The following is a 7960-nucleotide window of genomic DNA, read 5'->3' as shown; positions in this document are numbered from 1 at the left end:
TCCGCTCATGGCGCTACCCTTAATCAAGGCCGCCTGAATGGCAGCCAAGGAGTGACAACTTTCCTGAAAGTCACCGGATCTGGTATTCGCGCATGAAGCAGGCCGGGGTCGACAGCCTTGGCATGCATTTAGAGGTGGTCGAGCCAGAGGTACGGCGCCGGATTCTGCCTGGCAAATCCGAGATCACCCTCGACGACTACTACCGGGCCTTTGAGCAGGCTGTGGCGGTCTTCGGTCGCGGCCAAGTCTCCACCTACCTGTTAGCCGGACTCGGCGACAGCGCCGAGTCCCTGATCACCTGCAGCGAAAAGCTGATTGAGCTGGGGGTCTACCCCTTTGTGGTTCCTTTTGTACCGATCTCCGGGACTCCCCTCGAGGACCACCCCGCTCCATCCACCGACTTCATGGTGGAGATCTACTCCGCAGTTGCGACCCGGCTCAGGGATTCGGATATCAGCTCTGAAGCCATGGCTGCCGGATGTGCGAAGTGCGGAGCTTGTTCAGCTCTGTCGTTGTTTGAAACCGAGCGTTGACCTCCATGTTCTTCATCGATCCCAGCAGCCATGACATCGGACGAAGCCCAAGTTCAGCTCCGGCCTCTTTCACTCCCTCGGTGCGTTGGGGCATCGGCATCGACGCCGATGATTTCCGACTCTCACCCACAGCAAGCTCTGATCGCTTTTCCTTTCACCTGCTGAGGCCTAGATCCTCCTTGATAGATGGGTACTGGCAACTGCGCAGTTCGATCTTCTGCGAAGAGCAGCACCTTTTTGAAACCAGCGATCTCGATGAGCTCGATGAGCGCGCTTATCCGATCGCAGCCGTGCACCACGGGGAAGACCATGGCGGCCGAGTGGTCGGCGTTGTGCGGATCGTGGAGCAGAGCCCTCGGCTCTGGTATGGAGGTCGTCTCGGCGTTCATCACGCCTTCCGCCGCCACAACCAGATCGGCAAAGGGTTGATCTGGAAAGCGGTCACGACAGCCAATGGCTGGGGTTGCGATCGTTTTCTGGCCACCGTGCAGATCCAGAACGTGAGGTTCTTCCAAAGGCTGCACTGGTCATCCATCGATGAATTGGAGATTCAAGGCATCCGTCATCACCTGATGGAGGCTGATCTGCCCTACTACCTGCCCTCAGGAGAGCGGCGTCCCTGCAGCATGCAGGTGGCATGAGCACTGTCGAGCACCCCGTTCTGGCCGACCAGCTCAGGGCCCTCAGTGGTCTGCAGTCGAAACGCGACATCCAAGCAGCGGCAGCCGTCTTCGCCCACCAACCCTTCCCTGAGCTTGGTGTCGCTGCCCTGCTTGGCGACGATGCAGCCCTGCTGCCGGCACAGCGCGGTGGTCTGCTGCTGGCCTGTGAAGGAATGCACCCGAACCTGGTGGATGAAGACCCCTGGTTCGCGGGCTGGAGTGCTGTGCTGGTGAACCTCAGCGACATCGCCGCCATGGGAGGCCGGCCACTGGCTCTGGTCAACAGCATCTGGAGCCTGGGGGAACAGGCGGCCGCCCCGCTTCTGGAGGGGATGCGTTTCGCCTGTGACAAATTTTCGATTCCGATGGTGGGTGGCCATACCAATAGCCATAGCCCCTACACGGCGCTTTCCGTTGCCGTGTTGGGTGTTGCCGAGGGACCGGTTCTCTCGGCACGCTCTGCGCAGGCGGGCGATGCCCTGGTGCTGTTGATCGATGGCGACGGCAGCTTCTATCGCCACTACCCCTTCTGGGATGCGGCCACCAGCGCTGATCCCAAGCGCCTGCAGACCCAACTGAGCCTGCTACCCCAACTAAGCCAGGCCGGGATCACGCGAGCCGCTAAGGACATCAGCATGGGCGGCCTTGTGGGCACTGCTGCCATGTTCTGCGAGGCCAGTGGACTGGGCATCGAGATCGCTCGGGATGCCGTGGAGCGGCCCACTGGAGTTGATGAGCTGGCGTGGCTCAGCTGCTTTCCCAGCTTTGGCTTCCTGTTGGCAGTTCCATCAGACAGGCTATCGGATCTCCAAAGGCTGATGCAGCCCTACAGCAATCTGATCAACTGCCAGATCGGCCAATTCAGCCAAGAGATCACCGGCGTATGGCTAATCAGCGAAGGACAAACCGAACAGGTTTGGAATGCCGCAACACCACTCACAGGCTTCAGTGCGGCCATGAGCACTTAGCCGCCTTTACCCGCACTGCAGAACGCAGTTTTCAATCCCACAAAAGCTAAAAAAGCAAACCACTCTCATGCCCGAAGTTGTACTGCAGCTGTGCTGGCCTGATGGCGACGCCAGCAGTTTCTATTCCCCATCCACGGTGATTTATGACTTTTTCAAACCCGGCGACACCCTGAGCATCGCCGAGCTGGAGCAGAAGGCTCTTGCCGCCTTGGAAGAGGCCTCTGAGCGTGTGCGAGCGCGCTATGGCTTTGCCTGCACCCGCACCGATGAGGAGGCAGTGAAGCTGAAGGAAAAGATCGCCAACTACAGCGCTAGCGAGAATGTTCGCATCAGCGCCCTTAATACCTGATTACAGCGAAACAACCCCTTCAGTACACAACCATGACCAGCAAGCCTCCTTTCCCTCCATTCACTCTTGAAACCGCCATCCAGAAAGCTCGGATGGCTGAAAATGCCTGGAATGGCCGTGATCCACAGGCCGTTGCCATGGCCTATACAGAAGACAGCCGCTGGAGAAACCGCAGCGAATTCATCCAAGGCCGCGACCAGATTCTCCAGTTTCTAAAGCGTAAATGGGCCAAGGAACTTGATTACAGGCTAATCAAAGAGGTGTGGGCGTACACCGACAATCGTATTGCTGTGCGCTTCCAGTATGAATGGCACGATGAATCAGGTGATTTTTTTCGCTCCCACGGCAACGAAAACTGGGAGTTCTCGGAAACTGGACTGATGCAACGCCGCGAAGCAAGTATCAACGATGTGCCCATTCAAGAGAGCGAAAGGCTGTTCACATGGGGAGATGGCCCGCGACCTGAGAACTTCCCTGGTCTGACAGAGCTTGGGCTCTGATGCTTCCTCTGTAATGGCTGCCTCCCTGCCAATTCAGACCATGGGACAGCTGCGTCTGTTCATGCAGCACCATGTGTTTGCCGTTTGGGATTTCATGTTGCTGCTGAAAGCTCTCCAGCAGCAGCTGGCTCCCTCGGGGTCTCCATGGCTGCCCTCGCCGCATCCGCGTGCCGCCAGCTTGATCAATCAGCTGATTGCGGAAGAGGAATGCGACTGTCTGCCGGTTCAACTAGGTGGCCCGTGTTATCTGAGTCACTTTGAAATTTATCTTCTGGCTATGGAGGAGGTTGGCGCCGATACGGCTCCGATCAAAGCCGTACTCCAACTTGTCACCAGTAATGGGTTGGAGGCCGCACTGAAACACCCGGCGATCCCACAGCCATCACAACGCTTCATGGCTGCCACCCAGGTGGTTATCAGGTCCTCCAAGGCTCACCTGCTTGCAGCAGCCTTCTGCTACGGACGGGAACAACTCGTATCCGGTCTATTTAGAGAACTACGTGATCAATTGGTGGGGGCCTCCCTGCATGCACCAATTCTGCTCTGGTACCTCGAGCGTCACATTGCCTTGGATGGCGACAGCCATGGCCCCTTAGCCGAATACATAGTAATTGAGCTTAGCAAACACCAACCCTTGAAGCTCGATGAAGTCGCCGCTTTAAGGACCCGTGTTGAACAGGAACGAGCAACATTCTGGGATGACATTACTTGGACCCTAGAGTCATCGACCAGCGAGCCACAGCTCACCATCGACGAGCACATTTACATGTCCATGACGTGAAAATAGTCGCGAATTCATTCCCCAGTCAGCGGCTGCACTGGTGACTTGTTGGCCTTAGACCTGACGATTCGCTCTGACACACGACTACCTTCGGACTCCGACCGACTTCATCTACACCAAGAGCAAATCCCATCTACTTAATCAATGCCTGGCGGGAACACCTCGGCGGATCGGCCGCACCTGCGGCTTGAACGGCGGCGGGATCTGCAGTTGCTGGTCTACCCAGTGGGCAGTAAGGGCCGCCAGCAGGCTGTTGCGATCGCCGTGGATGCGGAGCATGGCGTTGGCTGAAAGTGCTGCCGCCAGCCTGATCGGGCCAGCCCGCTCCGCCAGCGCAGAAGGCGACAGGGCCTCGCAACCAATGGAACAACTGCGGCCATCAAAAGCACCGGCGCAAGCACCGGGAATGCATGTCAGTCCGCGCTGCTGCCAGTCAGCTCAAGATCAGCGCCATGCCGGTGTCGCACCGTGAGCTGCGCCTACCGGTGCAGCGGGCCCAGAAGAAGGCCCTCGCCGCCCTGCGCCAGCAGCTGGTGAGTGGGGGCTGAGGCCCTCCTTTCAGCTCTGCTGGAACACCAGCGTGGAGAGCGGCCACCAGCCGCTGCCGCCCTCGTCGTAGGCCAGCTCCACCATCGGATCGGCGTCACTGCTCTCTCCCGTAAGGCTCAGAACCGTGGCGCCGCTCTCAGGGCTGATCAGGTCACGCCAGCAGCGCGAGCCCACCGTCGGCAGGGGGGTCGTGGTGTCAGTCATGGTTCAGGGGCTCACCATCACCCGGTTGCCAGCGCCGCTGTTGCTCACCGCCGCAAACTGCCTGTGCTGGGGCGACCAGCAGAGCGAACGCCAGCCCAGATCAGCTGGGGAGCTGCGCACCGTCCAGCTGATGCCATCGGCGCTGGTCATGATCCGGTTGCCGGTGCCGCTGCTACTAACCGCCACCAACAGCTCCCGCTGCGGCGACCAGCAAAGGGAGGTCCAGGCGTTATCGGCCGCCGAGGACCTGCTCGTCCAGGTGATGCCATCCGGGGAGGTCATCACCCGGTTGCCCCGGCCGCTGCTGCTCAGCGCCACCAGCAAACCCAGCTCCGCCGCCCAGCAGATCGCCGTCCAGTTGTTGGCTACGGCCGCAGTCCGCAGGGTCCAGTTGCTGCCATCAATTGAGGTCATCACCCGCTGGTTGCCGCCGGTGCTGCTCACCGCCACCAGCAGGCCCAGTTGCGGTGCCCAGCAGATCGAGCGCCACTCCTGATCTGCAGCAGCGGGGCGGACTGTCCAGCTGAGGCCATCGCTGCTGGTCATCACCCGGTTGCCCGTACCACTGCTGGCCACTGCCACGAGCAGGCCCAACTCGGGTGCCCAGCAGACCCCGGTCCAGATGTTGTTGGCTGGCGTCTGGCGCAGGGTCCAGCTGCGGCCATCCGGTGAGGTCATCACCCGATTCCCAAGGCCGCTGTCGCTGACGGCAACAAACAGCCCCAGCTCTTTCGCCCAGCAGAGCGCCACCCAGTTCTGATCAGCTGCTGATGGTTGGGGGCTCCAACGGATGCCATCGCTTGAGGTCATCACTCGGTTGCCCGTGCCGCTACCCGCTACGCAGGCGTAGAGCTGCAGCTCCGGCGACCAGCAGATCGCCTGCCAGCTGTTGTCTACCGCCGAGCGCACGGTTGACCAAACCACACCGCTGATACCCAGCACCGGCGGAGGGTTCAGCAGCTCCGCCAATGCCGCTGCCGGCAGCTGATAAGTGCCGGCAGCGGGGCCAGCGGGGCGGGTGATCGCCAGCAGGTCGCCTGGTTGGAGGGTCATCAGCTGCGGCGATCAGGGCAGGGCCGGCAGGGTGCTCAGATCCAGGGGCATGTAGTCGCCGGCTGGCTGGGCGGTGGCTATCGCCGCCTGCAACTGGGCCGCATCCACCACCCGCCCGGGTGTGCCGTCCGCCAGCGCCAACGGGTCGGCCAGCTGCACCACGCCTGCAGCGGCGGTGGTTGCGGGCTCAACGCTCAGCAGCGGCTGGGCGGGATCGCTCTCATCGACGGCCAGCGGTGCGGCCACCTGGATGCGGATCACGCCGGCGCCATCGGGGCCCAGGGCGGCATTGGCGCTCCAGTCCTCCCCGTCAAACAACAGCAGATCCCCCTGGGCTATGTCCTGGCCCGCGAAGCCGCTCCAGCTAGCCAGGGCAGGACCGCCAGCACTAGCCAAGTACACATCCCCAACTGCAGCGCCTGTCGGGGCCTCGCTAGTGGTGGGGTCGATCGCACCTCGGTAGGTGAGGGCACCGGAGATGGCGGCATGGAGGGTGCCGTCGGCATCCACCGAGAGGTTGGTGCCGGGCTTGATCGCACCGATCGCAGTCGCCGTGGCCGGGGTGAGCATGAACGCTTTGACCTCTTCTGCGGTGGCCCGGTAGGGCGTGCTGCCGCGCTGCACCAGCAGCAGGTCAGTGGGCTGGGGCAGGGAGCGGCCGGCGGTGCGGCTCTCGGTGGTGGTGGCCATGACAAACAGCAAAGAAAAAGAGTTGGGCGATCAGTCCTCGGGTCAGGTCGGCAGGGGGCCAAGCAGCCGCAGGTCCAGCGCGAGCACCACCACCCCATTGCTGGCGGTGGCACTGATGAGCGGCGCCAGAGCTTGCACTGAACTGATGCCCCCGGCTGGGGGCGGTTCAGGGTTGCCGCCTTCCTGCAGCTGGGCCTGACCCAGGAAGATCACCCCCTGGGGCCGACTGCTGCTGCGGCACTGGGCCGTCAGCTGGGCCAGCACAGCCAGATCGGGAGTGGCCATCGGCGCCAGGGCAGTGCTGCTGAGCTGTTGCCAGCCCCCAGCCAGGAATGCGCTGGCTCGGTTGCAGTTGGCCGTGATCAGAGCAGGGCATCACCCAGCTCCAGCGCAGCTAGATCAGCCGCAGCCGTGTCATTGGCCTGGGCTTCCAGCGCTGTGGCCTGCTCAATCAGCTCGGCTTTGGTCTGGCTGGCATCGAGCTCTACTCCATGAACAGCCGAGCAGTAGTCGACGATCTGCGCCTTGGTCATCGCCTGGAAATCAGGGGGCTCAGAAGCCAGCAGGGCTTCTCCATCGGTGGCGGCAGTTGCGCCCGTGGCCGTTGCCGGTTCAACCAGCTCAGGGCTGGGCAATTCGGATAGCTCCGCGGTGCTGCTTTCAGCGAGGGCTGCTGATTCTGCATCAGGCTCCGGCTCCGGTTCCAGCTCCGGCGCTGGCTCCGGTTCTGGTTCCGAGAGTGGCTCTGGCTCTGGCGCTGCTTCTGGCGACTCCGTGTGTAGCTGCCAGCCCAATGCCAGCCAGCCGGCTAAGTGCACCGGCCAGATCGAACGGCTCTCACCGTCCTTGCTGATCAGCAGCTGACTCGGCGGCAGCAGGGATTCATCGCCCACTCCCGGATCCGGGTTGACGGTCAGCCGCTGCTCCGGGCCCGAGAGGCGAACGGGGGTGGAGGCAGGGTTGTTGCTGTCGAGGGGTTGCAGCAGCTCCAGCGGCAGGACCTCAGAACCCGCCGCCAGGGTCAGTGACTCCAGTGGGTTACTCATGGCACTCACCTCAAAGCCCCTGGTTGGCGGTCAGCGCCACGCACATCCCCACCGGTGTACTTGGGGAGATCACAGCGCGGGCCAGCCGCAAGCAGGGCGGCACAACTAGTTCGCTGTCGGCTGGATTCAGCAGCAGGGCAGCGCCGCTGATGCTTGCCTCCACCTTGCCGCCAGCGGCGGGGATAGCGACAGCAGCGGCGGTTATCCAGCTGCCGGCGGTGCCGTCAGCCAGTAGTGGCGCTAGCTCCAGCGTCACGGTTACCGCGTCGCTGTGGCCGGGGTGAGAAGCCACCAGCACAAAGGAGCAGGAGGCATCGAGGTCGGTGCCGAGGTTGATGACATCGCCGCTGCTGCGGCTGTGTTCGTAGCAGTCGGTAGCCGAGTGGTTGATCCAGCCGACGAGCACCGTCTGGGCATCGAGCAGCCGGGTGGCTTGGGTGGTCATGGATAGGGCTCCAGATCAAAGGGGGACAAATCAGTTGGCACGGGCAGGTTTATTGCGTTGCCCAGCAGGCGGCGCTTAGGGCAGAACCAGCGGCATGGGCGCGACGTTGTAAAGCCGCGCAGCGGCCTTGCGGTTGCAGACGGCAAAGCCCACGTACCAATCCACCCGCGTGCGGAACAC

General features: G+C 62.2%; 13 protein-coding genes and 1 pseudogene. 7 read left to right on the top strand and 7 right to left on the bottom strand.

The features are described 5' to 3' along the window. Positions 1-62: 62 nt before the first annotated feature. The 6 genes and pseudogenes from AC01FP_RS14945 to AC01FP_RS14920 form a co-directional block, all read left to right on the top strand. A pseudogene (locus AC01FP_RS14945) lies at positions 63-533 on the top strand (MSMEG_0568 family radical SAM protein); the annotation flags it as partial. Positions 534-538: 5 nt separating this feature from the next. Then, on the top strand, positions 539-1174 hold the full coding sequence (locus tag AC01FP_RS14940; protein WP_474481422.1) for an MSMEG_0567/Sll0786 family nitrogen starvation N-acetyltransferase: 636 nt from the start codon (positions 539-541) through the stop codon (positions 1172-1174). Then, a complete protein-coding gene (locus AC01FP_RS14935; RefSeq protein WP_474481420.1) occupies positions 1171-2163 on the top strand; it encodes a sll0787 family AIR synthase-like protein in 993 nt (330 codons plus the stop codon). The genes AC01FP_RS14940 and AC01FP_RS14935 overlap by 4 nt, the downstream gene beginning before the upstream one ends. A gap of 67 nt (positions 2164-2230) precedes the next feature. Continuing rightward, complete coding sequence (locus AC01FP_RS14930) at positions 2231-2512, top strand: MSMEG_0570 family nitrogen starvation response protein (protein WP_474481418.1); 282 nt, start codon at positions 2231-2233, stop codon at positions 2510-2512. 32 nt (positions 2513-2544) lie between these two features. Then, on the top strand, positions 2545-3012 hold the full coding sequence (locus tag AC01FP_RS14925; protein WP_474481417.1) for a nuclear transport factor 2 family protein: 468 nt from the start codon (positions 2545-2547) through the stop codon (positions 3010-3012). 13 nt (positions 3013-3025) lie between these two features. Then, complete coding sequence (locus AC01FP_RS14920) at positions 3026-3793, top strand: DUF3050 domain-containing protein (RefSeq protein ID WP_474481416.1); 768 nt, start codon at positions 3026-3028, stop codon at positions 3791-3793. A 141-nt stretch (positions 3794-3934) separates the two neighbouring features. On the opposite strand, the gene AC01FP_RS14915 is transcribed toward AC01FP_RS14920, so the two are convergent. Continuing rightward, positions 3935-4072 carry a hypothetical protein gene (locus AC01FP_RS14915; protein ID WP_474481415.1) on the bottom strand — a complete coding sequence of 46 codons (138 nt, stop codon included), beginning with the start codon at positions 4070-4072 and terminating at the stop codon, positions 3935-3937. Positions 4073-4203: 131 nt separating this feature from the next. On the opposite strand from AC01FP_RS14915, the gene AC01FP_RS14910 reads away from it, so the two are divergent. Beyond that, positions 4204-4341 (top strand): hypothetical protein, encoded by a 138-nt coding sequence (locus AC01FP_RS14910; protein WP_474481413.1) that lies wholly within the window; start codon positions 4204-4206, stop codon positions 4339-4341. Between the two features lie 10 nt (positions 4342-4351). Here AC01FP_RS14910 and AC01FP_RS14905 read toward each other — a convergent pair whose 3' ends face one another. The 6 genes from AC01FP_RS14905 to AC01FP_RS14880 form a co-directional block, all read right to left on the bottom strand. Then, complete coding sequence (locus tag AC01FP_RS14905; protein WP_474481411.1) at positions 4352-4546, bottom strand: hypothetical protein; 195 nt, start codon at positions 4544-4546, stop codon at positions 4352-4354. 3 nt (positions 4547-4549) lie between these two features. Then, positions 4550-5599 carry a beta propeller repeat protein gene (locus AC01FP_RS14900; protein ID WP_474481410.1) on the bottom strand — a complete coding sequence of 350 codons (1050 nt, stop codon included), beginning with the start codon at positions 5597-5599 and terminating at the stop codon, positions 4550-4552. A 12-nt stretch (positions 5600-5611) separates the two neighbouring features. Beyond that, positions 5612-6289 carry a hypothetical protein gene (locus AC01FP_RS14895; RefSeq protein WP_474481409.1) on the bottom strand — a complete coding sequence of 226 codons (678 nt, stop codon included), beginning with the start codon at positions 6287-6289 and terminating at the stop codon, positions 5612-5614. Between the two features lie 42 nt (positions 6290-6331). Next, entirely contained in the window at positions 6332-6574 is a 243-nt protein-coding gene (locus AC01FP_RS14890) for a hypothetical protein (RefSeq protein ID WP_474481408.1), read from the bottom strand. A 77-nt stretch (positions 6575-6651) separates the two neighbouring features. Then, positions 6652-7335, bottom strand: a complete 684-nt coding sequence (locus AC01FP_RS14885; RefSeq protein ID WP_474481407.1) for a hypothetical protein — start codon at positions 7333-7335, stop codon at positions 6652-6654. 10 nt (positions 7336-7345) lie between these two features. Continuing rightward, positions 7346-7780, bottom strand: a complete 435-nt coding sequence (locus AC01FP_RS14880; protein ID WP_474481406.1) for a hypothetical protein — start codon at positions 7778-7780, stop codon at positions 7346-7348. Between the last annotated feature and the right edge of the window lie 180 nt (positions 7781-7960).

It is taken from the genome of Cyanobium sp. NIVA-CYA 375 (assembly GCF_056108345.1).
This window is presented reverse-complemented; position numbering and strand designations above follow the sequence as displayed.

Excerpts from the sequence above, each read along its gene's own strand:
- AC01FP_RS14935 (WP_474481420.1), top strand. The coding sequence starts at position 1,171 with ATGAGCACTGTCGAGCACCCCGTTCTGGCCGACCAGCTCAGGGCCCTC.
- AC01FP_RS14940 (WP_474481422.1), top strand. The coding sequence starts at position 539 with ATGTTCTTCATCGATCCCAGCAGCCATGACATCGGACGAAGCCCAAGT.
- AC01FP_RS14920 (WP_474481416.1), top strand. The coding sequence starts at position 3,026 with ATGGCTGCCTCCCTGCCAATTCAGACCATGGGACAGCTGCGTCTGTTC.
- AC01FP_RS14930 (WP_474481418.1), top strand. The coding sequence starts at position 2,231 with ATGCCCGAAGTTGTACTGCAGCTGTGCTGGCCTGATGGCGACGCCAGC.
- AC01FP_RS14915 (WP_474481415.1), bottom strand. The coding sequence starts at position 4,072 with ATGCTCCGCATCCACGGCGATCGCAACAGCCTGCTGGCGGCCCTTACT.
- AC01FP_RS14910 (WP_474481413.1), top strand. The coding sequence starts at position 4,204 with ATGTCAGTCCGCGCTGCTGCCAGTCAGCTCAAGATCAGCGCCATGCCG.
- AC01FP_RS14890 (WP_474481408.1), bottom strand. The coding sequence starts at position 6,574 with ATGGCCACTCCCGATCTGGCTGTGCTGGCCCAGCTGACGGCCCAGTGC.
- AC01FP_RS14900 (WP_474481410.1), bottom strand. The coding sequence starts at position 5,599 with ATGACCCTCCAACCAGGCGACCTGCTGGCGATCACCCGCCCCGCTGGC.
- AC01FP_RS14925 (WP_474481417.1), top strand. The coding sequence starts at position 2,545 with ATGACCAGCAAGCCTCCTTTCCCTCCATTCACTCTTGAAACCGCCATC.
- AC01FP_RS14905 (WP_474481411.1), bottom strand. The coding sequence starts at position 4,546 with ATGACTGACACCACGACCCCCCTGCCGACGGTGGGCTCGCGCTGCTGG.
- AC01FP_RS14895 (WP_474481409.1), bottom strand. The coding sequence starts at position 6,289 with ATGGCCACCACCACCGAGAGCCGCACCGCCGGCCGCTCCCTGCCCCAG.
- AC01FP_RS14885 (WP_474481407.1), bottom strand. The coding sequence starts at position 7,335 with ATGAGTAACCCACTGGAGTCACTGACCCTGGCGGCGGGTTCTGAGGTC.
- AC01FP_RS14880 (WP_474481406.1), bottom strand. The coding sequence starts at position 7,780 with ATGACCACCCAAGCCACCCGGCTGCTCGATGCCCAGACGGTGCTCGTC.